Consider the following 25,044-nt stretch of genomic DNA (forward strand, 5'->3'; position numbering starts at 1 on the left):
GCCCCGCCGACTCGGTGCCCGCACAGCAACGCCCTGCGCCCGCGCGCCGAGGACCGAGGACCGGCGGAGAAGGGCCGCCGGTCTCGGCGATAGCCTGGGTGCCTCGTCGAGCGAATGAGGTTTCCATGACTTCCTCCTGGTGCACCCGCAGTCCTGCCGCCGTGGCGGAAGCGCTCGAGGTGGACCCGGCCGTGGGGCTCTCGGGCGAGCAGGTCGCAGTGCGGGCGGAGCGGGAGGGCCCCAACGTCCTGGCCGGGGCGAGCCGGGCGCCGGCCTGGCGCAAGGTTCTCGCTCTGCTCTCGGATCGGATGACGATCGTGCTGGTCATCGCGGCGGTCGTCTCCGCGGTGGTCTCCCGGCAGTGGGAGACCCCGGTGGTGATCCTGGTCGTCGTGGTGTTCAACACGGTGCTCAACTATGTGCAGGAGGCCCGGGCCGAGAGCTCGCTGGCGGCGCTGCGGAAGATGTCGGTGAGCACTTCCCGGGTGCGCCGCGACGGGCGCGAGGCCCAGGTGGACCGGGCGGAGCTGGTGCCGGGGGACATCGTGCTGCTGGAGGCCGGGGACTCGGTGCCGGCCGACGGCCGACTCCTGGAGTCCGCCCGGCTGCAGGCCGCCGAGGCGTCCTTGACCGGGGAGGCCCAGCCGGTGGACAAGGACCCGGCCCCGCTCACCGACCCGGACGCGCCCCTGGGCGACCGGTCCAACATGGTCTTCATGAACACGGCGATCACCCGCGGTCGCGGCGTCATGGTGGTCACCGCCACCGGCATGGACACGCAGATGGGCGCGATCGCCGGCCTCCTCGGGACCGCCCAGGAAGGCCTCACTCCGCTGCAGCGCCGGATCGACCGCCTGGCCGGGTTGCTGACGATCATCGCGTTCGTGGTCGTCGGCATCGTCTTCGTGCTCGGGCTGGTGCGCGGACAGTCCTGGACCGAGCTGCTGCTCATCGCGGTGTCCCTGGCCGTGGCCACGATCCCCGAAGGCCTCACCGCCGTCGTGGCGTTCACCCTGGCGATGGGCGCCAACCGCCTGGCGAAGCGGGGCGCGATCATCAAGCAGCTCTCCGCGGTGGAGACCCTCGGCTCGACCACGCACATCGCCACGGACAAGACCGGCACCCTGACCCTCAACGAGATGACCGCGCGGCGGCTGCTCGTCGACGGCCGCACCTTCCGGATCACGGGTGAGGGCTACTCCACCGAGGGGCGGATCCTCAGCCCCGACGACACCACGGCCGGGAGCTATCCGGACGCCTACCTGGCGATGGCCCTGTGCAACGACGCCACCGTCCGCGACGGGACCCTGGTCGGGGACCCCACCGACGGCGCGCTGGTGGTGCTGGCCGAGAAGGGCGGCCTCGACGTCGACGGGGCACGCCAGAATCATCCTCGTCTGGCCGAGGTGCCCTTCGACTCCGAGTACAAGTTCCAGGCCACCTTCCACGAGCAGAGCTTCCGGATCGGCGACGTCCAGGACGCCGACTACCGCATCTTCGCCAAGGGCGCCCCGGGGGTGCTGCTGGAGCGGGCGGGCTCCCTCCTCACCGCTGCAGGCCCCCGCCCCCTGAGCGACCGGGACCGAGCCCGCATTCTGGCTCAGGTCGAGGACCTGGCCGGAGAAGGACTGCGCACCCTGATGATCGCCGGGCGCCGCCTCGACGACGACGCACCCGGCACCAGTTCCCTCCCCGCCGACGGTGTCCGGATGCAGGACCTCGTCACGGACCTGACCCTCTACTGCCTCGTGGGCATCGTGGACCCTCCTCGCAAGGAAGCCGCCGAGGCCATCGCCGTGGCCCACGCCGCCGGCATCGCCGTGCACATGATCACCGGCGACCACCTGCGCACCGCCACAGCCATCGCGGCCTCCCTCCGGATCCCCGGCGAGGCCGCCTCGGGTGCGGCCCTCGACGGGATGGACGAGACCGAGCTGGCGGATCGTGCCCCCGGCTACGGGGTGCTGGCCCGGGTGGCCCCCGAGCACAAGATCCGCTTCGTCCGTGCGCTGCAGTCGCGCGGTCAGGTGGTCGCGATGACCGGTGACGGGGTCAATGACGCCCCAGCCCTGAAGCAGGCCGACATCGGGGTGGCCATGGGCATCACCGGCACCGACGTGTCCAAGGGCGCGGCCCGGATGGTCCTCTCCGACGACAACTTCGCCACCATCGTGGCCGCCGTCCGGGAAGGACGCGGGATCTACGACAACGTCCTCAAGTTCGTGTGCTTCCAGCTCTCCACCTCCTGGGGCTTCGTGCTGCTGTTCCTGATCTGCGGAGTCCTGGGCATCGCCGGCGGCGCCCCGTTCACCGCCCTGCAGATCCTGTGGGTGAACATCATCATGGACGGACCCCCAGCCCTGGCCCTGGGGGTCGAACGCACCGAGCCCGACGTCATGCATCGCGCCCCCCGCCCCGCCCAGGAGCCGCTGCTGACCCGGCCCCGCGTGGTGCGCATCCTGCTCGCCGCCGCGGTGATGACCACCGGCACCCTGACCGTGCTGCTGCTGGCCGGCGAGTGGTTCCCCGGCATCTCGACGACCGGGATCACGAGTCTGGGGTTCACGACGTTCGTGTTCTTCCAGGTCTTCAACCTGTTCAACGTCCGCTCCGAGATCCGCTCGGTGTTCTCCGCGCAGACCTTCACCAACCGCACCATCTGGGTGGCACTGACCGCCGTCGTGGTGCTGCAGGTCGCGGTGGTGCACGCCCCGGTGCTGCAGGGGCTGTTCGACACCACCGGCCTGGACTCCGCCCAGTGGCTCACCGCCGTGGCCGTCGGCTCGCTCGTGCTGTGGGTCGAGGAGGTGCGCAAGCTCACCGGACGGGCACACCGTCGGTTCCGCAGCCCACCGTCCTCCGGCGCGCGCCACGCAACAGGGCGATCCGCCGCAGTGTGACCCCGCCGAGCTGCCGGCCCGGGAGAGTGTGACCGGGACGGACGGTCGATCCGTGGTGCCCGCACCTCGACGGTGGGACCTCCGGCCCGTGGAACGGGCGGGGCCCGTGCTCCCCGGCACCGGCCCCGCCCGCGTCAGCCCTGCGCCGGACGGGTCAGTCCGCCGCCACCGCCCGCTGCGGACGCCCCACGGCGGCGGCCACCGCCGCCACTGCCGCCAGGATCCCGAGCACGCCCAGCGCCACCGGGAGGCCGCCGAGGGCGGCCGCGGCGACGCCCAGGACGATCGGCGAGGCGAACTGGCCGATGTAGAGCGAACCGGTCCAGATCCCGGTGCCGCGCCCCCGCTGCTCGATCCGCAGGCCCGACACCGCCCAGGTCAGCAGGGTGGGCAGGAGCAGGCCGGTGCCGGCGCTGGTGACCACCGCGCCGGCCAGCGCGACCGGCACCGAGGACGCGAACCAGAGCACGCCCAGACCGACCGCGGCCAGCCCGAACGCCACCGGCAGCAGCCGGGCCGGGCCGGCCCCGGAGACGAAGCGGAAGCCGAACGCGCCGGTGGCGGTGGCCAGGGACGCGACGGCGGTGCCGGCGCCGATGACGGCCACGTCCGTGACCCCGAGATCGGTGAGGACGTAGGGCAGCTGCACGATCAGGGCGTAGAAGACGACGCCGCCGAAGAGGGTGACCAGCGAGGGCACCGCGACCTGGCGCCAGGGCACGGGCGTGGACTCCGCCTGTCGCGTGCTCCGGACCGGCTCCCAGAGCACGAGGGCCATGGGGATCGCGATCAGTGCCGCGGAGGCGTAGAGCCAGAACGGCACCCGCCAGCCCTGGGCGCCCAGTGCCCCGCCCAGGGCGAAGAACGCCGTGGCGGCCAGGGAGGCCACGAGCACCTGCATGCCCAGGTACTTGTCGCGCTGCTTGCCGGTGTAGTAGTCGGTGATCAGCGTGGTGCACACGGTCATGATCGCCGCCTCGGCGATGCCCACGCCGACCCGCGAGGCCACGATCGCCGTCAGCGAGTCCAGCCACAGCGGCATGGTGCCGAAGACGGAGTACAGCACCATCGCGATCAGCAGCAGGGTTTTGCGGCCCACCCGGTCGGCCACGGCCCCGGCGATGGGGGCGAACAGGGCGATCATCAGGGCGGGCACCGTGAGGACCACCGGCACGAGGATCTCCACGCCGGGCGTGCCGGCGAACGCCTGGGTCATCGAGGGCAGGACGGGTGCCAGCAGCACCGCGCCGAGAACGGGCATGCAGCTGCCGGCCAGCAGCAGGACCACCGGGAGACGGCCTGCCCGCCCGGCGGTGTCCGGCGCCGGCGGCGCCGTGGGTTCGATCGAGACGCTGTCCATGGAACTTCCCCTTGTGAGATGAGCGGGTGAGATGAGCGGGTGGGAGGAGCGGAGGCCCCGCCGCGGCAGGAGGTGATGCACCTCACTGTCACGGGGGTCGCCGCCGCGGGGAAGCACGCCGTCCGGATACCAGGTATGCCCGCGGCGAATGCCCCCTCGTCAGGGCGCTCCCGTGCACAGGGGTGGAGTCGCCGGGAACGGACGGGCGGCGACTCCACCCCCGCACCGGCCGCTATCCACGCGGCTGATAGGTGGCATCCGGACGTGTGACTTCTGCCCCCCGCTTTTCCTGGGCAGAGTGGGTGACAGGCATCACAGGGGGCTTGCCCGGTGGCACGTCCTCGGACGAGCGACCGAGGAGCGGACCTGCACCGACGGACGAGCGAGGAGACCACGTGGAGCGCAGCGATGCGATGGGCAGCATCGAGGCCATGGCCGCCCGGTGCAGCAACTGGGGGCGGTGGGGCGAGGACGACGTGCTGGGCACCCTGAACTTCGTCGACGACGCCAAGCGCGTCGAGGCCGCCGGTCTGGTGCGCACCGGCCGGACCTTCTCGCTGGCCCAGGCCTTCGACACGAACGGCCCGCAGAACGGGTGGCGGCGCCGCACCAACCCGGTGCACACCATGACCGACACCGGCACGGAGGCGGAGTTCGGGGACCAGGGCTTCCCGCACGGCTTCGGCGGGGCGGACGACGTGATCGCGATGCCGCTGCAGTGCTCCACCCAGTGGGACGGGCTGGGTCACATCTTCGACCGCGGCCGCGCCTGGAACGGCCGCCGCGCCGGCTCCGTGGTGACCTCGGACGGCGACCAGGTCACCGGCATCGAGACCGCGGCCGCGCATGTGGTCAGCCGCGGCGTGCTGCTCGACGTCGGCCGGGCGCTGGCGGAGGAACTGGGCCTGGAGCACCCGGAGCTGCCGGACGGGTTCGCGATCACGCCCGAGCACCTTCAGGCCACGATCGAGTCCCAGGGGGCCTCCGCGGCCGTGGGACGCGGCGACATCCTGCTGATCCGCACCGGCCAGTACGCCCGCACCCGCCGCGACGGCTGGGGCGCCTACGCCGGCGGACCGGCCCCGGGGCTGTCCTTCGATGCCGCGCCCTGGCTGCACGAGCGTGAGGTCGCCGCGGTGGCCACCGACACCTGGGGCTTCGAGGTGCGTCCCAACGAGTTCGACGACGCGTTCCAGCCGCTGCACCAGATCGTGATCCCCCACATGGGCCTGTTCATCGGCGAGATGTGGAACCTCGACGAGCTCGCCGCGGACTGCGCGGCCGAGGGCCGGTACGAGTTCCTGCTGTCCGCGCCGCCGCTGCCGATCACCGGAGCGGTCGGCTCCCCGCTCAATCCCATCGCCCTCAAGTAGCACCGTGCGGTGACCGGCGACGGCCACCGTCCCTCCAGGAAGGACCACCACCATGTCCGCAGTCCAGAAGGTCGGCATCGTCGGCTCCGGGATCGGAGGACTGACCCTCGCGGCCCTGCTCGCCGACGCCGGCCTCGACGTCGAGGTCCTGGAGAAGGCCGCGGGGCCCTCCGTGCTCGGCTCCGGGATCACCCTGCAGGGCAACGCCCTGCGCGTGCTGCGCGGCCTCGGGATCTGGCCGCAGCTGCAGGAGAAGGGCTTCCCCTTCGACACCCTGGGGCTGCGCGCCCCGGATCCCGAGGCCACGGTGATCGCCGTGCTCGACGACGTGCGCGTTGGCGGGGAGGACCTGCCGGCGACCCTCGGGATGCCGCGGGCCGAGCTGGCCGCCGTCGTGCGCGACCGCGCCGCGAAGGCCGGCGCGGAGATCCGCTACGGCACCGTCGTCTCCGGGCTCGAGCAGACCGAGGACGCCGTGCACGTGAGCACCACCTCCGGCGAGGAGCTGCGCTACGACCTGCTGGTGGGCGCCGACGGGCTCAACTCCGCGGTGCGGAGCGCGATCGGCATCCAGGACCGGCCGCGCCGGACCGGCATGGGCATCTGGCGGGCCTTCGTGCCGCGCCCGGCCGAGGTCATCCGTACCGACCTGTACTACGGGGGGCGGGCCTACATCGCCGGCTACTGCCCGACCGGGCCCGACACCATGTACGCGTACCTCGTGGAGGACGCCCAGGAGCGCCACGGCGCCGACGGCCCGGCTGTCATGGGCGAGCTCGCCGCCGGCTACGGCGGGCCGTGGCGGCAGATCCGGCAGAGCCTGGACGGGACCGCCAACGTCAACTACACCCACTTCACCACCCACCTGGTCGAGGGGCCCTGGCACCGGGGACGGGTGGTCCTGCTCGGCGACGCCGCCCACAGCTGCCCGCCCACGATCGCCCAGGGCGCGGCCATGGCCGTGGAGGACGCCGCGGTGCTCGCCGACGAGCTCGTCCGCGCCGAGGCCTTCGAGGATGCCGTGCTGACCCGGTACTGGCAGCGCCGCCTCCCCCGGGCCCGCACCGTGGTGGACGCCTCGGTCCAGCTCGGCCAGTGGATACTCGACGGCAAGCGGGACGGGGACGTCCCCGGGCTCATGCAGCTCGTGTCCGACACCGTGAAGGTGCCGGTGTGAGCGCGGCACCCGTGGTGGACGTGCACGCCCACGTGCTGCTGCCCGAACTCCAGCAGCGGGCCGCCGCCCTGGACCCGGCCGGCTCCACCGCCGCCCAGGAGCTCGAGGTCCGCCGCAACGGGCCGGAGTCGATGGCGGTCTCGGGACCGATGATCCGGGAGCGGTGGCCCCTGCTCACCGACCTGGACGCCCGTCTGACGGCCATGGATCGGGCCGGGGTCGACGTCCAGCTCGTCTCCCCGTCCCCGTCCCACTACTACCCGCACCTCGGGGCGGAGCACGCCCTCGACGTCGCCCGCCGCGCCAACGAGGCGGTCCGCGACCTCGTGGCGCAGGCCCCGGAGCGGCTGAAAGGACTGGGCCTGGCACCCCTGCAGCACCCCGCGCACATGGTCGAGGCCCTGGAGCACGCCGTGACCGGGTGCGGGCTGCGCGGGGTGGAGATCGGCTCCTACGGCGCCGCCCCCGACGGCGGGCAGGCCGGGACCGTGGAGCTCTCGGACCCCGCTCTGGAGCCCTTCTGGGCGGCGGCCGAGCGGCTGGGCGCCCTGGTCTTCCTGCACCCCTTCGGCTGCTCCCTCGACGAGCGGCTGGACCGGTTCTACCTGGCCAACACGGTCTCCCAGCCGGCTGAGAACGCCGTGGCGCTGTCCCACCTCGTCTTCTCCGGTGTCCTGGACCGCCACCCGGACCTGGTCGTGCTCGCCGCCCACGGCGGCGGCTACCTGCCCACGGCCATCGGCCGCTCGGACCGGGCCTGGCGGGTCCGGCCCGAGGCGCGGCGTTGCGCCCGTCCGCCCTCGTCCTACCTGCGGCAGATCTACTTCGACTCCCTCACCCACGACCCCGGCCAGCTGGCCGAGCTCGTCCGGGTCGCCGGCGCGCAGCGGGTCCTGCTGGGCTCGGACTTCCCCTTCGACATGGGCACCGACACCCCGGTCGAGGACCTGCGCACCGCGGGCCTGGACCCGGAGGCCGAACGGCTGATCCTGACCGGCAACGCCGCCGCCCTCGGCCTGCACCCCACCGTCCTGCCCGCCTGAGAGGAACCCCATGGTCACGATCGCCCACTGGGCCCACGCCGGCACCGTCCGCACCGGCTTCGTCCACGAGGACCATTGCTTGGCCCTGCCCGCTGACACCACCCCGCAGGACCTGTTCGACGCAGGGCTGGAGGCCACCCTGGAGCTGGCCGCCCGCACCGTCGCCGACGCACCCGGGGACGCCCCGCCCCTGGGCGAGGTGCGGCTGCTGGCGCCGCTGGCCCCCCGGACGGTGCGTGACTTCGTCAGCTTCGAGGAGCACGTCGAGGGGGTCACCGCCAGCATCGACGGCGCCGGGGGCGTGGTCGACGAGTGGTACGAGGCGCCCACCTTCTACTTCACCAACCCGCACACCGTCCGGGCCGCCGGGGAGACGATCCCCGTGCCGGCCGGCTGCTCCCGGATGGACCTGGAGACCGAGGTCGCTGTCGTCCTCGGTGCCGTGGACGGGCTCACCGGCACGGACCTCGAGCCCGCCGACGCGCACCGGATGATCTTCGGGTACACGGTCCTCAACGACTGGTCGGCCCGCGACGTCCAGGCCCGGGAGATGAAGGTGCGGCTGGGCCCGTGCAAGGGCAAGGACTTCGCCTCCACCCTGGGCCCGTGGATCGTCACCGCCGACGAGCTCGAGCACCGTCACGACGCCGAGGGGTTCCTGGACCTGGCGATGACCGCGTACGTCAACGGTGAGCCGCTGGGCACGGACTCGCTGGCGCACATGGGCTGGCCCTTCGCGGAGCTGGTGGCCTACGCCTCCCAGGACTCCCTCGTGGTGCCCGGGGACGTGCTGGGCTCGGGCACCTCCGGGCGCGGGTGCCTGGCCGAGCTGTGGGGCCGGAACGGCGAGCTGGTGCCTCCGCCGCTGCGCGAGGGCGACCGGGTGCGCCTGGTCGTGGAGGGCATCGGGGAGATCGAGAACACGATCGGGCGCCGCCGCGACGGCGTGCCTGCGGCCCGCGCCCGGCGCCGCGGCCGGTCCCGCGCGGGAGCGCCTCCGGGCCCTGCCCTGGTGGACCGGTGAGACCGGTGGAGCAGGGCAGAATCGGGGCATGAAGGACGTCGACCTCAACCTCCTGCCCTCGCTGCAGGCGCTGCTGGAGCTGCGCAACGTCTCCCGGGCCGCCGAGCGGATGCACCTGAGCCAGCCGGCCATGAGCGCCGCGCTCTCCCGGCTGCGCCGCCACTTCAACGACGAGCTGCTGGTCCGGGCCGGGCGCGGCTACGAGCTCACGCCGTTCGCCCAGGCCCTGGCCCCCCGGGTCGACCAAGCGCTGGCCGACGTCCAGGACGCCCTGCAGCTGCGCTCGGACTTCGACCCGGCCGTCAGCGACCGCACGTTCGTGCTCGCCGCCTCCGACTACGTCACCGGGGTGCTGATCCGGCACCTGCGGGCCCTCATCGCCGCGGAGGCGCCCCGCATCACCGTGGACTTCGTGCCCACCTCCCGCGCCAGGATCAAGCCCGGACTGGAGTCCTTCAGCAACATCGACCTGCTGGTCGGCCCCATGGGCTTCGACCTGGCAGGCACCTCCCGGCAGCTGTTCCGGGACGAGTTCGTCCTGGTGATGGACGCCGAGCACCCGCTGCTCGCCCGGGACGGACTGACGGTGCACGACATCGCCACCGCGCCGCAGGCGGTGGGCGAGTTCGGCGGCAGCATCGTCACGCCCCCGATGCAGTTCTTCCAGCGGATGGGCGCCTCCCCGGTGATCGCGGCCCGCGTGGCCGGTCTGCAGGCCCTGCCCACCGTGGTCGAGGGCACCGACCTGGTGGCCCTGGTGCCGCGCATGCTGGCGGCCCGGGCCGCCCGGTCCCAGCGCATCGCCGTGGTGGAGTTCGCCGAGGAGCTGGAGGTCCCACTGGTCGAGGCCATGTACTGGCACCCCCTGCAGACCTCGGACCCGGCGAACTTGTGGCTGCGCTCGCTGGTGCGCCGCGCCGCACAGGAACTGGAGCCCGGGGCGTTCACCGCCCACCCCGTGCCCGTGACGGCCTCCTGAGCCGAGCGTCCCCGGAGCTGCGTCCCCGGGGCTGCGTGCCCGGGGCGGGGCTCCGGCTCAGCGCAGTGCGTCGGAGATCGACTTGGCCCCGCCGTGGCAGCTCTGGCCACCGTCGACCGGGATCTCCGCCCCGGTGACGAAGGAGGCCGACGGGCTGAGCAGGAAGGCCACCACGGCGGCCACCTCCTCCGGGCTGCCGGTGCGTCCCAGCGGTGTCTCGGCCACCGTGGCCCGCCGGAACGCCGGATGCGCTCCGGCGGTCATGGGAGTGTCGATGAACCCGGGGTGGACCGTGTTGACCCGGATCCCGAGGGGTCCCAGCTCCGTGGCTGCGGTGGCGGACAGCCCGCGCAGGGCCCACTTGCTGGCGGTGTAGGCCACCGGGTAGTGGCCGGTCAGGGCCGCGACGGAGCCGACGTTGACGATCGAGGAGCCCGGGCGCATCAGCGGCACGCAGGCCTGGATGCCCAGCAGGGGTCCGGAGACGTTGACGTCGGCGACCGCGGCGACGTCCCACGGCGTGGCCTCGAGCAGCCGTGGTCTGCGGGTGACGCCGGCGTTGTTGACCAGACCGTCGATCCGCCCGAACTCCCGTTCCGCACCCCGGGCCAGGACCGCCCAGTCCCCGGGCGCGGTGACGTCCAGACGGATGTAGGACAGGGCGGATCCGTGCTCCGCGATCACCTGCTGCAGACCAGGAGAGGGCTCCGGGGTCAGGTCGGCCGCCAGCACAACCGCGCCCGCGGCGACCAGCAGGCGGCTCTCGGCCAGCCCCTGGCCACCGCCGGCACCCGTCACCACGACGACCCGCCCGGTCAGATCGGCGCCCCGGCCGACCGCGCCGCGGGTGGAGGCCCTCCCGTTCATGTGTGCTCCTCAGCTTGTGCGGGCACGTCGTGCCGCTCCTCCCATCCTGGGGCCGCCCCCCGCGGGAGGAGTCTGCACCGCACGGATGCCTGGTATCGACGGCGCAGATCTCTCCGCAGGTCAGAGGCCGCCCGCATCACCCGGGCATTCGCCGCGCTGATACTTCCTATGCGCAGGCGCCGATTCCCCCACCGGGGATCCGCTTCCAGGATGGTGCTCGGGACCGCGTCCGGTCCCGCCCTCTCGAACGAAAGGTTCCCCGTCGTGGAGAAGCTGCTGGCTCACCTGAGCCACCTGGAGATCACCAGCCCCGACGTCGAGGCCTCTGCGGCCTTCTACGTGCAGAAGTTCGGCATGCGCGAGGTGCACCGCGCCGGCGGCAGCGTCCACCTGCGCTGCTGGGGGGACTACGACACCTACAGCCTCGTCGTCGTCCCCGGCGCGGAACCGTCCCTGGCCCGGATGGCCTGGCGCACCACCTCCCCCGAGGCCCTGGAGGCCGCCGCCGCCCGCGTGGAGGCCGCCGGCGTGACCGGCACCTGGTCCGAGGGCGGCTACGGATACGGCCGGGCCTACGAGTTCACCGGCCCCTACGGTCACCCCATGCGCCTGGTCTGGGACGTCGAGAAGTACGCGGCGCCGGCGGAGCTCGCCTCGATCTACCCGGACCGCCCGGAGAAGCGCAGCCTGCACGCGGCCGCCCCCCGGTTCCTGGACCACGTCACCGTGGCGACCTCGGACGTGCGCGGTTTCGCGGCCTGGTACTCCGAGACCCTGGGCTTCCGGACCATGGCGTTCACCGATCTGGACGAGGCCCCGATCACCGTGTTCTCGGTGCTGACCACCAACGAGAAGTCCCACGACCTCGGCGTGGTGCTGGACACCTCCGAGCGGGCCGGGCGGGTCAACCACATCGCGTTCTGGGTGGACACCCACGAGGACCTCCTGCGCACTGCCGACGTCCTGATGGAGCACGGCACCCCGATGGAGTACGGTCCCTCCATCCACGGCATCGGCGAGCAGAACTTCCTGTACTTCCGCGAGCCCTCCGACCTGCGGGTGGAGCTGAACTCCGGGGGCTACCGCAACTACGTCCCGGACTGGTCGCCCAACACCTGGAAGCCCTCGGAGGGCTCCAACAACTTCTACCGCAACGGGGCCATGCCGCACTCGATGACCGAGTCCTTCCCGCACGCCGAGGGCTTCACCGCCACGGAGGAGGGCGCCTCCGAGGAGATGAAGGCCGAGCTGCTCAACCCCTACGCCGTGCAGGGACGAGGCTGACCCGTGAGCTACGGCATCGCACGCTTCCTGCACCCGGACACCGGGCTCCCGGCCACCGCCCTGGTGGACGGGGACCGGGTCCGGTTCCTCCCGGCGGACCTCGCCCCGGACGTCAACGGTCTGATCGAGCACTGGGCCGAGCGGCGGCCGGCCGTCGAGGCGCTGGCCGCCGACGGGAGCGGCCCGTGGTCCGACACCGCGGAACTGACCCTGCTGCCGCCGGTGGAACCGCGCCAGATCGTCCAGGCCGGGGCGAACTACCGCACCCACGTCATCGACCTCGTCCTGGCCCACCGGGAGCCGGACGACCCGCGCAGCGAGGAACAGGCCCGGGCGGAGACGGCCGCGATGATGGACCGCCGCGCCGCCGAGGGGACCCCGTACTTCTTCGTCGGCATGCCCACCGCGTTGGCCTCGGCCACCGAGGACCTGGTGCTGCCCGGCTACAGCGACAAGCACGACTGGGAGCTGGAGCTGGCGGTCGTCATCGGCCGGCGCGCGCAGGCGGTGTCCCCCGAGGAGGCGCTGGAGCACGTCTTCGGCTACACGGTGGTCAACGACATCACCACGAGGGACCTCGTCTTCCGCAAGGACATGCCGGAGATCGGGACGGACTGGTACCGCTCCAAGAACGCTCCCGGCTTCCTGCCCGCCGGTCCGGTCGTCGTGCCGGCGGAGTTCGTCGGGGACCCGCAGGATCTGCGGGTCACCCTGCGGCTCAACGGGCAGGTCATGCAGGACGAGTCGACGGCGGACATGATCTTCGACGTCGCCCGGCTGATCAGCGCGGCCTCGCGGACCATGCCGCTGCTGCCCGGCGATCTTCTGCTCACCGGCAGCCCGGCCGGCAACGGCATGCACTGGGGACGCCTGCTGCGCGCCGGCGACGTCATGGAGGCCACCGTCACGGGGCTGGGCACCCAGACGGTGCACTGCGTCGCCGGGGCCGCGTGACCGCGGCGGCGGCGATCGCTCACCCGTCCTGCGCCGTGGCGCGCAGGTGCTCCCGGGCGACCCGGCGGACGCACTCGGTGATGCGGTGCAGCCGCTCGGAGTCCAGGGCCCAGCTCTGCCAGTAGAGGGCGACGTCGTGGTGCGCGTGGTCCTCGAGCAGCTCCAGGGACCCGTCGGCGAGGTCCGTGCCCAGCTGCAGCTCCGGGAGCATGCCCCAGCCCAGACCCGCCCGGACGGCGGCGAGGAAGCCCTCGGCGGACGGGACGGTATGGGTGGGCGGGGACCGGTCGACGCCGCGGGCGCGCAGTGCGCGCAGCTGCAGGTCGTCCTTGGCGTTGAACCGGAGCACCGGCATGTCCGCCCAGTCGACGCCGGCCTCGGTGGTGAACCGCCGGCGCAGGGCGGGGGTGGCGACCGGGACGTAGCGCATGAAGCCCAGCCGCTCGAGCCGGCACCCGCTCACGGGGGCGGGGTCGCCGGTGACGGCGCCGATGACGTCCCCCTGGCGCAGGAGTCGGCTGCTGTGGTCCTGGTCCTCCACGTGCAGGTCCAGGGTGGTGTCCGACCAGCCGGCGGCCTCCTGCAGGACGGGCACGAACCAGGTGGCCAGGGAGTCGGCGTTGACGGCCACCGGGGTCACCGTCCGGGAGGAGACCCCGTGGCCGAGGGAGTGCAGGGCCTCCGCCTCGAGCACCTGCACCTGGCGGGCGGTGCGCAGCAGCACGGCCCCGGCCTCGGTGGGAGTGCAGGGCGCGCCGCGACGCACCACGACCTGGCCCACGGAGGCCTCCAGGGCCTTGATCCGCTGGCTGACGGCCGACGGGGTGATCCCCAGGGCGTCCGCTGCGGCCTCGAAGGTGCCCTCGTCGACGATCGCGGTCAGGGCGCGCAGATGCTCGAAGTTCATGAAGCAAAGCTAACGCACCCGTCAATTCTTTCGTTTGTCTGCATCGCGAGAGCTGGCTACCGTCGAGGCCATGTGGAGCATCTGGGGTACCGGGCTGATGAGCGGGCTGGCGCTGATCGTCGCCCTCGGCGCGCAGAACGCGTTCGTGCTGCGGCAGGGCATCCGCCGCGAGCACGTGGGGGTGGTGGTGGCACTGTGCGCGGTCAGCGACGCGGTGCTGATCCTCGGCGGCACGGCCGGGATCGGGGCGCTGGTCTCCCGGTTCCCGGAGGCCCTGGACGTGCTGCGGTGGGGCGGGGCCGCCTACCTGACGTGGTGGGCCGTGCGGTCCTTCGCCTCGGCCCTGAAGCCGTCCTCCTTGACCGCCGAGGCCCCGCGCTCCCGCGGATCGGTCATCGCCACCACACTGGCCCTGACCTACCTGAACCCCCACGTCTACCTCGACACCGTGGTGCTGCTGGGCAGCCTCGCCAACCAGCACGGAACCGACGCCCGGTGGATCTTCGCCCTCGGTGCCGTGGTGGGCAGCGTGGTGTGGTTCTCCGCCCTGGGCTACGGCGCCCGGGCGCTGTCCGGGGTGCTCAGCAGCCCGCGCACCTGGCGGGTGGTGGACCTGGTGATCGGCGTGGTGATGCTCGCCCTGGCCGTCAACCTGGTGCGGGGCTGATCCCGCGGTCTCAGCCCGCGGCCGGCTCCTCGGTGACCGACTCCTCGGCGGCAGGCTCCCCGGTAAGCGGCGGCTCCTGGGTCAACGGCTCCTCGGTCGTGGGCTCCTCGGCGGCCGGCTCCTCAGCCACCGGCTCCGCCGACGTCGCCTCGGTCCAGGAGGCACCGGGCTCCCGGGGCGTCCCGGCGGCGAAAGCCTGCCGGACGGCCTCGGCCTGCTCCTCGGGACCGGCGTGCTCGGCGGCGGCGATCACCGTGGCGAACGCCTTCGTGTCCTGGACGAGCTCGGTGATCGTCTCGGGCGAGTCGACGCACCAGGCGTAGGCCGTCGCGTAGTCCACGGGGCGCCCGTCGGCGGTCACGGTCCCGCGCTCGTCGATCTCCACGCTCATGCGTCCTCCTCGGTCGGGGCTCCGGCCTCCGGAGCGGGCCGGCCGTACGGCGAGAGTACCCCCGGGCGGCACGGCAGGACCGGAGGAGACCCTCTGCCGGCCGGATCCGCGCCACCCGGGCGGGCACACCCCGTCGCGGAGTGACACCCTGTCGTCAGCGGTTGTCAGGCCCGCTCCCTAGACTGAACGGGTGCAGGCCTGGCTGGAGTCCCTCCCCCTCGGGGCCGCGATTCTGTTCTTCTGGGCCGGGGCCGTCGTGCGGACCACCACCATCTTCGCCCTGGGCCGTGCCGCCGCCACCGGCGGGAGCCGGCGCTCCGACCGCGTCCGCGAGCTCATGGACACCGCCGTGTACCGGCGGGCCCAGCGCCTCGTGCACCGCTGGGGCGTCCTGGCCGTCCCGGCCTGCTTCCTCACCGTGGGTCTGCAGACCGCCGTCATCCTCACCACCGCCGTCACGGGCATGCCCCTGCGTCGCTGGATCCCCGCGATGCTCGTGGGCACCCTCATCTGGGGTGTCATCTACGGCACCGTGGGCATGGCGGTCGTCTGGGCGTGGCTGGAGCAGCCGTGGGTGGTCGCGCCGGTCGTCGTCGCTGTGCTCCTCCTGCTGCTCGGCCACAGGATCCGCGCGCGACGCCGGGCCCGCCGCGAGCGCCGCGACGAGAAGGCGCCGCTCTCCCGCTGACGACCCCGCAGTGACGATCCCGGTCCGGCGGACGCCGCCCGGTCGTTGTCGTGCGAGGCACGTCACAGTACGGTGGCCCCAGCATCCGGCGTTCCGGACCGTGTCCAGCGGCCGTGCACCCGGCGACCCCTGATCGTGAGGATCTCCCGTGAGCCTGAGCTGGAACATCGAAGAAGCCACCATCGACACCGTCCAGTCGGCCTACCGGGAGGGGAAGTCCACGGTCCGGGAGGTGGTGCAGGCCTACCTCGACCGGATCGCCGCTCTCGACGTCGACGGACCGGCACTGAACTCCGTGGTCACCGTCTCGGCGACGGCCCTCGACGAGGCCGATGCCCTCGACCTGGAGTACGCGGCCCGCGGTGAGCTGTCGGGACCGTTGCACGGTGTGCCGGTCCTGGTCAAGGACCAGGTCGCGACCGCCGGGCTGCGGACCACCTACGGCAACCGGGCCACGGCCGGGCACGTCCCGGAGCGGGATGCCACGGCGGTCGCCAGGCTGAGGGAGGCGGGAGCGGTCATCCTGGGCAAGACCACGATGCCCGACTTCGCGACCTCCTGGTTCTCGACCTCGTCCGTGTCCGGGGTGACGAAGAATCCCTACGACCTCTCCCGGGACCCGGGGGGATCCAGCAGCGGAACGGCCGCGGCGATCGCCGCGAACCTGGCGCTGGTCGGCATCGGCGAGGACACGGGAGGTTCCATCCGCCTCCCGGCGTCCTTCTGCAACCTGGTGGGCGTGCGCGTCACACCGGGCCTGATCAGCCGGGACGGCATGTCCCCGCTGGTGGTCCCCCAGGACACGGCCGGGCCGATGACCCGGACGGTGGAGGACGCCGCGAAGGTCCTCGACGTCCTGGTGGGCTTCGACCCGGCGGACGCCTACACGGTCGCGGTCCGGCAGCGCCGCCGGAGCGCGTCCTTCGCCGAGGCGGCCGCCGGCGGATCGTTGCAGGGCCGGCGCCTCGGCGTCCTGCGCGGGGCGTTCGGCGATCCGGCCGACCCGGAGGCTGCGGCCGTCGTCCGCGTGGTCGAGGACGCGCTGGCACGGCTCGCCGGGGCCGGGGCGGAACTGGTCGATGTGGAGATCCCCGGTCTGATGGACTACGTGGGCTTCACCTCGCTGTACTTCACCCGTTCCCGGCAGGACATGAACGCCTTCTTCGCCGCCCATCCGGAGACGGGCATCGGCGGTGTGGACGAGGTCCGCGCGAACGGCACCTACGACTCGCACCTGGACCTCTTCGAGGGCATCACCGACGGACCCGAGGACCCGCGCACCGACCCCCAGTACCTGGACCGGGTGCTGACCCGCGAGGACTTCGTGCGAGCCGTGCAAACGCAGTTTTTGGAGCTGGGCCTGGACGCCATGGTCTTTCCCGACGTCCAGCTCGCGGCTCCCACCCACGAGGACGTGCTCGGGGGCCGGTGGACGTGCCTCACCTACCCGACCAACACGGTGATCGCCTCGCAGCTGCACTTCCCGGCCGCCACCGTGCCTGCCGGCTTCACCGAGGACCGTCTGCCCGTGGGCCTGGAGATCATGACGTCCAGCTTCGAGGAGACCGACCTGCTCGCGGTGGCCCGGGGTGTGGAGGCCACGCTCGACGCCCGCAGGGCACCGCGGCTGGAGGCCGTGGTCGATCCGCTGACCAGCTGATCCCGCGGGTGCGCGCAGGGGCCGGTACCGAGCCACCTCGTCACGCCGTGCGGTGCGACCAGGGCCGGTGCGACCGGACCCCGACCGGTCTCAGAGAATTCTTATGAACCGGGGGTAGTGTTCCGGCAGTGATGTCACCGATGCAGTCCCCCGTTCCCCACATGTTCGCCGCGCCCGTCTACGCCGCCGAGCGGCTGCTCGTCGAGGCCATCCACGACGAGCACGTCAGCGTCGACGCCGTCGTCGTCCTCGACGCCCTGGCCGAGCACGTCACGGCCGCTGAGGCCCCCGCCCTCGAGGTCGTCGCCGAGGACGCCCAGCTCACCTGCGCGGAGCTCACGGCCGCCCTGGGCGACCTGGACGACCTGGGCTACCTCCAGGAGCTGGCCGAGCACGCCCCGCCCCTGTCCGCTCTTCGCGCCTCGCTCTTCGGAACGGCCGCCTGAGCCCAGCGGAACGGGCTCAGTCCCGCTGCTCGGACTCCTCGTTCTTGGCGTCCCCGTGCTCGTGCGGGATCGGGGTCATCTCGGTGGTCATGTCGGCGTCGTCGTTGGAGGCGGCGTCCTCGATGGGGTCCGGGCTGGAGGTGGGCTGCTCGCTCACGGGGTGCTCCTTCGTCGGGATGGCGTGCGCCGCATCGGCGCGGTGTCCCCAGACTACGACGGCGCCCTGCTCAGCCGGCCTCCTCCGCCGGGGCGCGCAGCGGCGCGAGGGCGGTGGACCAGGCCACGACCTGGTCCAGCATCGTGGCCAGCGAGCGCCGGTGGTGCTCGGCCGGGGCGAAGGTGCGGTAGTGCTCGAAGTCGGTGCGCAGGGACAGCGACACCTGCTGGCGCACGTCGGCCAGCTGCAGCTCCCCGGCCACCTGCCGCAGCTGCTCCACGGCGCGCACACCACCGGCGGTGCCGTAGGAGACGAAGCCCACGGCCTTGTTGTTCCACTCGGCGTAGAGGTAGTCGAAGGCGTTCTTCAGCACCCCGGGCGCGCCGTGGTTGTACTCGGGGGTGACCACCACGAAGCCGTCGAAGCGATCGATCGTGGCCGCCCACCGCCTGGTGTGCTCGTTCTGGTACTTCCCGGCCGAGGGCGGCACCGGCTCGTCGAAGTGCGGCAGGGGGTGCTCGCGCAGGTCGAGGAGCTCGAACTGGGCGTCGCCGCGCCCGGAGGCGTGGGCGAGGACCCAGCGGGCCACGTCCCCGCCGTTGCGGTTCGGCCGGGTGCTGCCGAGGATGATGCCGATGCGGACCATGGCGGTCCCTCCCGAGGGTCTCGGATCAGGTGCTGACAGTGGCAACACGTGCTGCAGGCCGCTGCTTCCCGGCGGGAGCCGCGGACAGCAGCCGCACGGCCTCGCGGGCGGCCGCCCGCCCCGCACGGGTGGCGCCGAGGGTCGAGGCCGAGGCGCCGTAGCCGACCAGCAGCACCTGCGGATCCCGGAGCACGCGCACCCCGTCCATCCGGATGCCGCCGCCCGGTTCGCGCAGCCCCAGGGGTGCCAGGTGGTCCAGGGCGGGCCGGAAGCCGGTGGCCCACAGGATCGCGTCCGCGCGCACCTCCCGGCCGTCGGCGAGCCGGACGCCCTCGGGCGTCACCGCCCCCAGCGGCCCGGCCGAGACGAGGATCCCGGCCTCGATCCCGGCCCGGTACTGCGCGGTCAGGGGCAGCCCGGTGGCCGAGACCACGCTGGCCGTCGGCAGGCCCGCGCGGGTCCGCTCGTCGACCCGGCGCTCGACGTCCCGCCCCCAGTCCGGGTCGAACTCCCGGTCCGTGAAGCGCGGGGGCCGGCGGGTGACCCACGTGGTGGTGGCGCCCGCCGCGGCGAGCTGGAGCAGGAACTGCACGGCCGAGGTGCCGCCGCCCACGACCACCACGTGCCGGCCGCGGAACTCCTCCGCGGAGCGGAAGTCGTGGGTGTGCAGCTGCCGCCCGCGGAAGGACTCCCGCCCGGGGTAGTACGGCCAGTGGGGGCGGTCCCAGGTGCCGGTGCCGTTGATCACCAGCTCCGTCCGCCAGGTGCCGGTGTCCGTGACCACCTCGAGCAGCCCGTCGTCGGACGCCGCCTCGACCCGCCGCACCGCGACGGGACGGTGGACCGGCAGCGCGAAGCGGCGCTCGTACTCGCCGTAGTAGCGCGCGACGACGGCGGAGGCCGGCTCGGCCGGGTCCGGCACCCCGAGGGGCAGCCCGGGCAGGTCGTGGATCCCGTGGGCGCCGCCGAAGGTGAGCGAGGGCCAGCGGTGCCGCCACGCTCCCCCGGGGCCGGGATTGGCGTCGAGGACCACGAAGTCCTCCTCGGGGACCAGTCCCCGGCGCCGCAGGTGGTGGGCCGCCGACAGCCCGGCCTGTCCCGCCCCGATGACCACGACCTTCATGCCCGCTCCCCTTTTTGGTTGATGTATCATCAATCAGGGAACGGCCGGGGGTGCCGAGCTATTCCTGGGCCCGCCCCGCCGCCGGGGCGTGCTCCCCGAGCAGGGAGCGCACGTGCCGGACCGCCCGCCGGGCCTCCGGCGTCCACCAGGCGCCCACGTAGACGTGGAAGGCGCCGGGCTCGTAGATCAGCTTCCCCGGGTTGCCTGCCCGCGCCAGGTCCCGCGCGAAGGCCAGGACGTCGGCGGCCAGGATGTCCTTGCCGCCCTGGACCACGTGCACCGGCGGCAGCCCGGCCACGTCCCCGTAGAGCGGGCTGACCAGCGGGTCGGTGAGCTCGCGGTCCCGCGCCCAGGCCGCGGCCATGGGCACCACCCGGTCGGTGCTCAGCATGGGGTCGTGCGGATCGATCTCCCGCACGGCCGGGTGCGTGGCGGAGACGTCCACCGCCGGGGAGAAGCCCACCACGTGGTCGGGCATCCGCTGCCCGGCGTCCCGCAGGCGCATGGCCAGCCCGATCGCCAGGCACCCACCGGCCGAGTCCCCCGCCACCACGATCCGGTCCGCGGCGGACCGGGCCACGAGGTCCGCCCAGGCCGCGGCGAGGAAGTCGTAGCCCTCGTCCACGTGGCCCTCCGGGGCCAGCCGGTACAGCGGGACTGTGACCGTGGTCCCGGTGTCCTTCACGAGCTCGCGGACGATCCACCAGTGCGCCGGCAGCAGCGGGTTCACGAACGCCCCGCCGTGCAGGTAGATCAGGTGGGACCCGTCCGCCCCGGCGCGCGGGGTCAGGCGCAGCAGCGGGCGCCCGGCCACCTCGGTGCGCTCCACGGCGTGCGAGCGCCGCAGGTCGGCGGGGATCCTGGCCGGCTCCGGGTACCGGCGCCCGTGCAGCTGCTCCACCGGGGTCCACGGCTGCAGGCGCGCCCGCAGCCGGACCGCCTGGGAGGTCAGGGCCATGCTGATGCTCATCCGGTCACCCTTCCTTCGCGCCGGGCTCAGGCCAGCTGGAGGGTGGTGAGGCAGGTCGGGCTGTCCGGGGAGGTCTCGAACTCCTGGACCGCCCGGCCCCGCTCCGAGCTGATCTCGAGCGTGCCGGTGATGTCCTTGGGCAGCCAGAAGCCCACGAACCCGTTCTCGTAGCTGGTCACGCTCTCGTCCACGAGCACGGCCCCGGAGCCGTCGGTGATCCGCACGTCGAAGTCCTCGCCCACGAGCTCGCCCTGGCACCCGGAGAGGCTGTGGAAGAAGCACTCGTGGGTCGTGGTGGCATACGGGGCGACCGCCAGGTAGAAGCGGTCCTCCGGCATGGGCAGGGTCGTCTCGGCGGCGCCGTCGTCGAGGACCACCTCGTCGTAGGTCACGGAGCCGGCGAGCCCGGCGTCGCGGTCCTCGTGCGTGCGGTCCAGCTGCTCGACGACCTCCTGCGTGCTCGCGCCCTCGAGCCCGTGCGCCCGGAGCAGGTCGTCCTGCTCGGAGCCCCCGCCGGCGCAGCCGGAGACGAGGAGGAGGACGGCGGCGGACACGGACAGCACGGCGGATCGCATGGGTCCAGGATATCGGGGCGGCCCCTGTCGCCGGCCCCTCCGCGGCCGCCCCGGAATGCCGGGAGTTTCCTGTGGGACCGGTCACAGATCCCGCCCCGGCGGCTAGAGTGGATGTCCAGTGGTGTGAGGGGTTCGGGAGGATCCGCCGTGCAGAACACCGAGAACAACGACGTCTCCGGGATCGTGCTCCTGATCGCCGGGGCGGTGGTCCTGTCGGTGGTCTCGTTCGTCCTCGTCAACCTGGGCACGATCCTTCTCCTCCTGCTGGCCGGGGCCGTCCTGTGGCTGCTCGGCATGTTCGTGCGGGAGTTCGCCCGCTCCCTGACGGAGCGCGCGCGGGAGCGGCTGCACGGCACGTCGCGAAGCCCTGCCGGGTCCGGTGCGCGGACGGCCTGCAGGGCCACCGCGAGGATTCCGGGCAAGAGCCCCCGGAAGAACAGCGGGAAGTCGATCGTGAGGACCGCCGAGCAGGCCCGGCTGACCGCCGCGGAGGACATGCGCACCGCGTGGATCCGCTGGCAGCTCGGCGTCCTACCGCCGCAGCAGCGGCACGGGGACGCGAGCTTCATCGCCGTCCGGCTGGCCGAGGTCCCGCACGCGGACTGGGACGCGACCCGGCTCCGGCGGCACGGCCAGGCCCTGTGGTCCGTCCGGGACGCCGCCGCCAGGACGCCCCTGCACGGGGAGGTCGAGGCCCGCCTGGACCGGGTGGCCGCCATGCTCTCGGAGCTGACCGACGAGGAGTTCGACACCCACCGCGGCCAGATCGACGACCGCTACCTGTACCACCCGGACCGGGAGGTCCGGGCCGCCTACCTGGCGGGCGGCTCGCAGGGCGTCGAGGCCATCATGGGCACCATTACCGCCGTCCGCGCCCAGGTCCGCGAGGACGCCGCCGCCCGGGCGGCCGCGGACTTCCTGGCGCGCGAGCGCAACGCCGCGCTCCGGGCCCTGCGGGAGACCCGGCGGCCGGCCCGGCCCCGGGACGCCCACGCCGCGTGGGAGGCGCAGGCCGAGCAGATCGGCCGGTGAGCCGCCGGGACCGGGGCGGGCCCTACGCCAGATGCTCCTCCGGCTCGCCCTGGAACTCGCGCACCTCCACCGGGAGCGTGGTCGCCTGCGCCAGCTTGCGGCCCCACTCGATGGCGGCGTCGTAGTCCGGGGCGGCCACGATGCAGATGCCCCCGGCGTGCTCATCTTCGCGCTCGTACGGACCGTCGGTGGTCACCACGTCCTCGCCGTGGAAGCGCACGACGACGGAGGCCTCCGCCCGGTCCAGGCCCCCGGCGAAGACCCACGCCCCGGCCGCCCTGAGCTCCTCGTTGAACGCGGCGACGTCCCGCATCACGGGCTCGAGGATCTCCGGGGCCGCCGGTCCGCCGTCGGGCTGTTCGATGCTGAGCAGGTAGTGCTTCATGGCGAGCCTCCTGGGCGTCGGATGGTCCTCGGAGTCTACGGTCGCGGCGGCCCGCCGAAATAGACCTGGGCGTCCACCACCTGCCCGTCGCGCACGGTGATCGCCTCCATGTTCCGGAAGGTCCCCCCGGTCCGGAGCTCGTACTCGTACCGGACGAGCACCAGGCCGGGCTCCGCCTCGACCACCTGGAGCAGGTCCTGCCGGGAGACCCGCTGCGCCGTGGGGAAGCACCGCTCGAAGTACGCGGCCCGGTCGATGTGGTCGTCCTGCGGGGACGTGAACCGGAATCCGTCCCCGACGAGCCCGCGGGCCGCCGCCTCGTCCTGCGCGAGATAGGCGGCGAAGAGCCGCCGGACGACGTCCGTGCTGCTGCTGGTCATGCCCGCAAGCTACTCCCGGGCGGGGTGCGGGACAAGCACCGGAGCCGGTCCGCCCGCCGGGGCTCAGCCGTTCTGCGGGACCTGGGCCACCAGCTCGTCGTCGCCGGGCTCCGCCACGGGCGGCAGGGCCCGGGCCTGCTCCGCGACGGGGCGCACCGCGCGGTCCGCGGGCTCCAGGCGCACGGTCCGGCCCGTCTCGAGGGAGGCGAGCACCGCCTCGTGCACCCGGATGTCCATCAGCCCCTCCTCCCCGCCGGCCTCGGGATCGGTGCCGGTGAGGATGCAGTCCGAGAAGTACTCGGTCTGGCCCGCGAACTGCTCCACCGGGTCGTGGGTGCGGGTCTCGCTGCGCCCGTCGCGGGTCACGGTCCAGCTGATGCCCACCTCGGGGCCGAAGCCGAAGCACGGCTGCGCCGCGACCACGCCCCCGGTGCCCACCACCGTGAACTGCTCGGTGGCCTCGCCCGCGTAGCTGATGGTGAACTGCGCCACCCGCTGCCCGGGGAAGCGCAGCGTCACCGCCACGGTGTCGTCGAAGTCGAAGCCGCGCCCCGGGGTCCGCACCCCCATCGCGTGGACCTCGAGGGGCTCGGCCGCGAACAGGTGGCGCACCGCGTTGAGGGGGTAGCTGCCCATGTCCGGGATGGGCCCGCCCCAGTACCCGGAGTGCCCGCGGTGGTTGGCCTCGTCGATGTCCTGGGTGAAGACGGCGGTGAACAGCCGGGGGTCGCCCACCAGCCCCTCGTCCCGGACCCGGGTGATCAGCTCGAGCGTGCCGGGCTCGTGGTGCAGCCGGTACGCGACCATCAGCCGGGCCCCGCCGCGCGCGGCGGCGTCGATCATCGCCCGGCAGTCCGCCACGGACGTCTCCATCGGCTTCTCCACCAGCACGTGGACGCCCGCCTCGAGCGCCGGCTCGGCGAACTCGCGGTGCCGGAACACGGGCGTGGCCACGTAGACCGCGTCCACGTCCCCGGAGGCCAGCAGCGCGGGGTAGTCCTCGTAGGAGTACGCGGGCACGCCGTACTCGGCCGCGAGCTCCCGGGCCTTGTCCGGGGTGCCGGTGACCAGCGCCGCCAGCACGGAGCTGCCGGCCCGGGCCATGGCGGGCAGGAACGCCTGCTGGGAGATCTGGCCGAGCCCGACCACCGCGTAGCGCACGGGGCCGTTCGTCGAGGGGGCGGTCCGGGGAGAGGTCATGGGGGCATCCTTCGCGGTCGGGACGGACGGTCCCGGCCAGACTAGCCCCGCGGGGTCCCGGCCGGGCGGAGCGGGCCCGGCGTCCCCGGATCCCGCCGGATGCGCGATCATGGGAGGTCCGAGGGACCGCGCACGCGTCCGTCCCCGCCCGTCAGGAGGATCCGTGCCCAAGAGCAAGCCCCGCAAGAAGGCCGCCGCCAAGAAGAAGCAGCAGCGGCGGGAGTTCCACGCCGCGGCCGGCGCCCGCACCGTCGACATCGAGGGCGCCGCTCAGGGCACCTGGGACGACGACGCCCACGAGCTGCTCGTCGCCCGCGGCTGGGTGGCCTACCGGGACCTGGAGATGGACCAGCTCGGCGACGGCTGGGAGTGGCTGCCGTCCCAGCTGCCCCTCGACGCCGGCGTGGGCGGGGAGCCCGGGCCCACCACCGTGTTCGCCGCGGCCGAGGGCGGCTACGACGTCGAGCTGGCCAACCCGAACGGCTCCGTGGACCCGGACCGCGCGGGCCACTACGACACCCTCGAGGACCTCGCGGCGGACCTGGACAGCCTCGAGGCCTGGCGCGTGCCGGCCGACGAGTACGTCCTGCCGGACGTCCCCGCCTTCTCCGCGGACACCCCGTGGGCGATCTGCCAGCTCTGGGCCGGCGGGATGATCGACCACTGGGAGCTCGCGGCGGACCTCATCCACTTCCCGTACGAGGAGACCGAGGAGGGCTTCGCCGCGGTCGAGCGCGCCCACCGGACCGGGCTGATCCCCGCCCAGCTCTACGCCGCGATCCGCGCCGGCCGCGCCGCGTAGCCGGATCCTCTTGTCGGGGCCCCGGGCCCGGCGTAGCGTGAGCCGGGACCATCA

Annotated in this window: 26 protein-coding genes; 14 read left to right on the plus strand and 12 right to left on the minus strand. The window is 73.4% G+C overall.

The genetic code is table 11. From position 1 onward, the window contains the following. Positions 1 to 125 precede the first annotated feature (125 nt). Positions 126 to 2,900: a cation-translocating P-type ATPase gene (locus tag H488_RS35210; protein WP_031283825.1), complete on the plus strand. Its 2,775-nt coding sequence runs from the start codon at positions 126 to 128 to the stop codon at positions 2,898 to 2,900. Positions 2,901 to 3,054: 154 nt separating this feature from the next. Here the strand turns inward: H488_RS35210 and H488_RS35215 are convergent, their stop codons facing one another. Next, positions 3,055 to 4,260, minus strand: coding sequence for an MFS transporter (locus H488_RS35215; RefSeq protein ID WP_017834972.1), 1,206 nt, complete (start codon positions 4,258 to 4,260; stop codon positions 3,055 to 3,057). A 413-nt stretch (positions 4,261 to 4,673) separates the two neighbouring features. Here H488_RS35215 and H488_RS35220 point away from each other — a divergent pair, with 413 nt between their 5' ends. Genes H488_RS35220 through H488_RS35240 form a run of 5 tightly spaced genes read left to right on the plus strand, consistent with a single transcriptional unit; the run spans position 4,674 to position 9,856 of the window. Continuing rightward, complete coding sequence (locus H488_RS35220; protein WP_190274533.1) at positions 4,674 to 5,633, plus strand: cyclase family protein; 960 nt, start codon at positions 4,674 to 4,676, stop codon at positions 5,631 to 5,633. 52 nt (positions 5,634 to 5,685) lie between these two features. Next, a complete protein-coding gene (locus tag H488_RS35225; protein ID WP_017834974.1) occupies positions 5,686 to 6,810 on the plus strand; it encodes an FAD-dependent monooxygenase in 1,125 nt (374 codons plus the stop codon). Next, a complete protein-coding gene (locus H488_RS35230; protein WP_017834975.1) occupies positions 6,807 to 7,853 on the plus strand; it encodes an amidohydrolase family protein in 1,047 nt (348 codons plus the stop codon). Before H488_RS35225 ends, H488_RS35230 begins: the two co-directional genes overlap by 4 nt. Before the next feature lie 10 nt (positions 7,854 to 7,863). Next, positions 7,864 to 8,877, plus strand: coding sequence for a fumarylacetoacetate hydrolase family protein (locus H488_RS35235; protein WP_017834976.1), 1,014 nt, complete (start codon positions 7,864 to 7,866; stop codon positions 8,875 to 8,877). A gap of 28 nt (positions 8,878 to 8,905) precedes the next feature. Next, a complete protein-coding gene (locus H488_RS35240; RefSeq protein ID WP_017834977.1) occupies positions 8,906 to 9,856 on the plus strand; it encodes a LysR family transcriptional regulator in 951 nt (316 codons plus the stop codon). A gap of 57 nt (positions 9,857 to 9,913) precedes the next feature. Here H488_RS35240 and H488_RS35245 read toward each other — a convergent pair whose 3' ends face one another. Next, positions 9,914 to 10,723: an SDR family NAD(P)-dependent oxidoreductase gene (locus H488_RS35245; RefSeq protein WP_017834978.1), complete on the minus strand. Its 810-nt coding sequence runs from the start codon at positions 10,721 to 10,723 to the stop codon at positions 9,914 to 9,916. Between the two features lie 264 nt (positions 10,724 to 10,987). On the opposite strand from H488_RS35245, the gene H488_RS35250 reads away from it, so the two are divergent. Then, on the plus strand, positions 10,988 to 12,007 hold the full coding sequence (locus H488_RS35250; protein WP_031283831.1) for a VOC family protein: 1,020 nt from the start codon (positions 10,988 to 10,990) through the stop codon (positions 12,005 to 12,007). Between the two features lie 3 nt (positions 12,008 to 12,010). After that, positions 12,011 to 12,961 (plus strand): fumarylacetoacetate hydrolase family protein, encoded by a 951-nt coding sequence (locus tag H488_RS35255; RefSeq protein WP_017834980.1) that lies wholly within the window; start codon positions 12,011 to 12,013, stop codon positions 12,959 to 12,961. A gap of 19 nt (positions 12,962 to 12,980) precedes the next feature. Here the strand turns inward: H488_RS35255 and H488_RS35260 are convergent, their stop codons facing one another. Further along, the gene (locus H488_RS35260; RefSeq protein WP_017834981.1) at positions 12,981 to 13,868 is read right to left on the minus strand and encodes a LysR family transcriptional regulator ArgP; all 888 of its coding nucleotides are present in this window, start codon (positions 13,866 to 13,868) and stop codon (positions 12,981 to 12,983) included. Between the two features lie 70 nt (positions 13,869 to 13,938). Between H488_RS35260 and H488_RS35265 the strand changes: the two genes are divergently transcribed. Beyond that, the gene (locus tag H488_RS35265) at positions 13,939 to 14,535 is read left to right on the plus strand and encodes a LysE/ArgO family amino acid transporter (RefSeq protein ID WP_031283834.1); all 597 of its coding nucleotides are present in this window, start codon (positions 13,939 to 13,941) and stop codon (positions 14,533 to 14,535) included. Between the two features lie 10 nt (positions 14,536 to 14,545). Here the strand turns inward: H488_RS35265 and H488_RS35270 are convergent, their stop codons facing one another. Continuing rightward, positions 14,546 to 14,926 carry a hypothetical protein gene (locus tag H488_RS35270; RefSeq protein WP_017834983.1) on the minus strand — a complete coding sequence of 127 codons (381 nt, stop codon included), beginning with the start codon at positions 14,924 to 14,926 and terminating at the stop codon, positions 14,546 to 14,548. Between the two features lie 190 nt (positions 14,927 to 15,116). On the opposite strand from H488_RS35270, the gene H488_RS35275 reads away from it, so the two are divergent. The 3 genes from H488_RS35275 (at position 15,117) to H488_RS35285 (ending at position 17,720) form a co-directional block, all read left to right on the plus strand. After that, positions 15,117 to 15,614, plus strand: a complete 498-nt coding sequence (locus H488_RS35275; protein WP_017834984.1) for a DedA family protein — start codon at positions 15,117 to 15,119, stop codon at positions 15,612 to 15,614. 148 nt (positions 15,615 to 15,762) lie between these two features. Continuing rightward, on the plus strand, positions 15,763 to 17,274 hold the full coding sequence (locus H488_RS35280; RefSeq protein WP_017834985.1) for an amidase: 1,512 nt from the start codon (positions 15,763 to 15,765) through the stop codon (positions 17,272 to 17,274). A 128-nt stretch (positions 17,275 to 17,402) separates the two neighbouring features. After that, positions 17,403 to 17,720 (plus strand): hypothetical protein, encoded by a 318-nt coding sequence (locus tag H488_RS35285; protein ID WP_146202072.1) that lies wholly within the window; start codon positions 17,403 to 17,405, stop codon positions 17,718 to 17,720. A 16-nt stretch (positions 17,721 to 17,736) separates the two neighbouring features. Here the strand turns inward: H488_RS35285 and H488_RS37570 are convergent, their stop codons facing one another. The 5 genes from H488_RS37570 to H488_RS35305 form a co-directional block, all read right to left on the minus strand. Continuing rightward, a complete protein-coding gene (locus tag H488_RS37570; RefSeq protein ID WP_017834987.1) occupies positions 17,737 to 17,877 on the minus strand; it encodes a hypothetical protein in 141 nt (46 codons plus the stop codon). Between the two features lie 70 nt (positions 17,878 to 17,947). Beyond that, positions 17,948 to 18,523, minus strand: a complete 576-nt coding sequence (locus H488_RS35290; RefSeq protein WP_017834988.1) for an NADPH-dependent FMN reductase — start codon at positions 18,521 to 18,523, stop codon at positions 17,948 to 17,950. A 25-nt stretch (positions 18,524 to 18,548) separates the two neighbouring features. Beyond that, a complete protein-coding gene (locus tag H488_RS35295) occupies positions 18,549 to 19,646 on the minus strand; it encodes an FAD-dependent oxidoreductase (protein WP_017834989.1) in 1,098 nt (365 codons plus the stop codon). 58 nt (positions 19,647 to 19,704) lie between these two features. After that, positions 19,705 to 20,616, minus strand: coding sequence for an alpha/beta hydrolase (locus tag H488_RS35300; RefSeq protein WP_017834990.1), 912 nt, complete (start codon positions 20,614 to 20,616; stop codon positions 19,705 to 19,707). A 26-nt stretch (positions 20,617 to 20,642) separates the two neighbouring features. Next, positions 20,643 to 21,191 (minus strand): CueP family metal-binding protein, encoded by a 549-nt coding sequence (locus tag H488_RS35305; RefSeq protein WP_017834991.1) that lies wholly within the window; start codon positions 21,189 to 21,191, stop codon positions 20,643 to 20,645. A 147-nt stretch (positions 21,192 to 21,338) separates the two neighbouring features. Between H488_RS35305 and H488_RS35310 the strand changes: the two genes are divergently transcribed. Further along, positions 21,339 to 22,223 carry a hypothetical protein gene (locus H488_RS35310; RefSeq protein WP_017834992.1) on the plus strand — a complete coding sequence of 295 codons (885 nt, stop codon included), beginning with the start codon at positions 21,339 to 21,341 and terminating at the stop codon, positions 22,221 to 22,223. 22 nt (positions 22,224 to 22,245) lie between these two features. Here H488_RS35310 and H488_RS35315 read toward each other — a convergent pair whose 3' ends face one another. The 3 genes from H488_RS35315 to H488_RS35325 all read right to left on the minus strand — a co-directional run bounded on the left by H488_RS35315 (position 22,246) and on the right by H488_RS35325 (position 24,188). Beyond that, positions 22,246 to 22,608 carry a YciI family protein gene (locus H488_RS35315; RefSeq protein WP_017834993.1) on the minus strand — a complete coding sequence of 121 codons (363 nt, stop codon included), beginning with the start codon at positions 22,606 to 22,608 and terminating at the stop codon, positions 22,246 to 22,248. A 35-nt stretch (positions 22,609 to 22,643) separates the two neighbouring features. Next, positions 22,644 to 22,988: a nuclear transport factor 2 family protein gene (locus tag H488_RS35320; RefSeq protein ID WP_017834994.1), complete on the minus strand. Its 345-nt coding sequence runs from the start codon at positions 22,986 to 22,988 to the stop codon at positions 22,644 to 22,646. Between the two features lie 63 nt (positions 22,989 to 23,051). After that, positions 23,052 to 24,188 carry a Gfo/Idh/MocA family protein gene (locus H488_RS35325; protein WP_017834995.1) on the minus strand — a complete coding sequence of 379 codons (1,137 nt, stop codon included), beginning with the start codon at positions 24,186 to 24,188 and terminating at the stop codon, positions 23,052 to 23,054. Positions 24,189 to 24,351: 163 nt separating this feature from the next. Here H488_RS35325 and H488_RS35330 point away from each other — a divergent pair, with 163 nt between their 5' ends. After that, positions 24,352 to 24,990, plus strand: coding sequence for a hypothetical protein (locus H488_RS35330; protein ID WP_017834996.1), 639 nt, complete (start codon positions 24,352 to 24,354; stop codon positions 24,988 to 24,990). The last annotated feature ends 54 nt before the right edge of the window (positions 24,991 to 25,044 follow it).

The organism is Kocuria sp. UCD-OTCP (genome assembly GCF_000349605.1).
Classification (GTDB): Bacteria; Actinomycetota; Actinomycetes; order Actinomycetales; family Micrococcaceae; genus Kocuria; species Kocuria rosea.

Bases quoted from the DNA above. Each gene is read 5' to 3' on its own strand.
- H488_RS35210 (WP_031283825.1), top strand. From the start codon at position 126: ATGACTTCCTCCTGGTGCACCCGCAGTCCTGCCGCCGTGGCGGAAGCG.
- H488_RS35215 (WP_017834972.1), bottom strand. From the start codon at position 4,260: ATGGACAGCGTCTCGATCGAACCCACGGCGCCGCCGGCGCCGGACACC.
- H488_RS35220 (WP_190274533.1), top strand. From the start codon at position 4,674: ATGGGCAGCATCGAGGCCATGGCCGCCCGGTGCAGCAACTGGGGGCGG.
- H488_RS35225 (WP_017834974.1), top strand. From the start codon at position 5,686: ATGTCCGCAGTCCAGAAGGTCGGCATCGTCGGCTCCGGGATCGGAGGA.
- H488_RS35235 (WP_017834976.1), top strand. From the start codon at position 7,864: ATGGTCACGATCGCCCACTGGGCCCACGCCGGCACCGTCCGCACCGGC.
- H488_RS35240 (WP_017834977.1), top strand. From the start codon at position 8,906: ATGAAGGACGTCGACCTCAACCTCCTGCCCTCGCTGCAGGCGCTGCTG.
- H488_RS35245 (WP_017834978.1), bottom strand. From the start codon at position 10,723: ATGAACGGGAGGGCCTCCACCCGCGGCGCGGTCGGCCGGGGCGCCGAT.
- H488_RS35260 (WP_017834981.1), bottom strand. From the start codon at position 13,868: ATGAACTTCGAGCATCTGCGCGCCCTGACCGCGATCGTCGACGAGGGC.
- H488_RS35265 (WP_031283834.1), top strand. From the start codon at position 13,939: ATGTGGAGCATCTGGGGTACCGGGCTGATGAGCGGGCTGGCGCTGATC.
- H488_RS35270 (WP_017834983.1), bottom strand. From the start codon at position 14,926: ATGAGCGTGGAGATCGACGAGCGCGGGACCGTGACCGCCGACGGGCGC.
- H488_RS35290 (WP_017834988.1), bottom strand. From the start codon at position 18,523: ATGGTCCGCATCGGCATCATCCTCGGCAGCACCCGGCCGAACCGCAAC.
- H488_RS35295 (WP_017834989.1), bottom strand. From the start codon at position 19,646: ATGAAGGTCGTGGTCATCGGGGCGGGACAGGCCGGGCTGTCGGCGGCC.
- H488_RS35300 (WP_017834990.1), bottom strand. From the start codon at position 20,616: ATGAGCATCAGCATGGCCCTGACCTCCCAGGCGGTCCGGCTGCGGGCG.
- H488_RS35305 (WP_017834991.1), bottom strand. From the start codon at position 21,191: ATGCGATCCGCCGTGCTGTCCGTGTCCGCCGCCGTCCTCCTCCTCGTC.
- H488_RS35315 (WP_017834993.1), bottom strand. From the start codon at position 22,608: ATGAAGCACTACCTGCTCAGCATCGAACAGCCCGACGGCGGACCGGCG.
- H488_RS35320 (WP_017834994.1), bottom strand. From the start codon at position 22,988: ATGACCAGCAGCAGCACGGACGTCGTCCGGCGGCTCTTCGCCGCCTAT.
- H488_RS35325 (WP_017834995.1), bottom strand. From the start codon at position 24,188: ATGACCTCTCCCCGGACCGCCCCCTCGACGAACGGCCCCGTGCGCTAC.